This window comes from Citrobacter sp. TBCS-14 (assembly GCF_005280805.1).
Classification (GTDB): Bacteria; Pseudomonadota; Gammaproteobacteria; order Enterobacterales; family Enterobacteriaceae; genus Citrobacter; species Citrobacter gillenii.
In genome coordinates this window covers 1-304 of record NZ_SZWM01000115.1, presented here as the reverse complement: position 1 = coordinate 304, position 304 = coordinate 1, and the positions used below count along the sequence as shown (strand labels likewise).

General features: G+C 57.2%; 1 pseudogene. It reads left to right on the top strand.

The window, feature by feature from the left end:
- Positions 1-304, top strand: a pseudogene (locus FDX22_RS00630) (Glu/Leu/Phe/Val dehydrogenase); the annotation flags it as partial.

Genomic DNA, 304 nt, shown 5'->3' with positions numbered 1-304 from the left:
GTTGGAGCACAAACAGATTGCCGGTTTCCCGGGGGCGGAAACTATCGCCAGCGAAGCCTTCTGGAGCGTGGAGATGGATATCCTGATCCCTGCCGCGCTGGAAGGACAGATTACCCGTCAACGTGCAGAAATACTGACCTGCAAACTGGTGCTTGAGGGCGCTAACGGCCCAACTTACCCGGATGCCGATGATATGCTGGCAAGCCGCGGTATCATCGTGGTACCTGACGTCGTATGTAACGCAGGCGGCGTCACCGTCAGCTACTTCGAATGGGTTCAGGACATGGCCAGCTTCTTCTGGAGC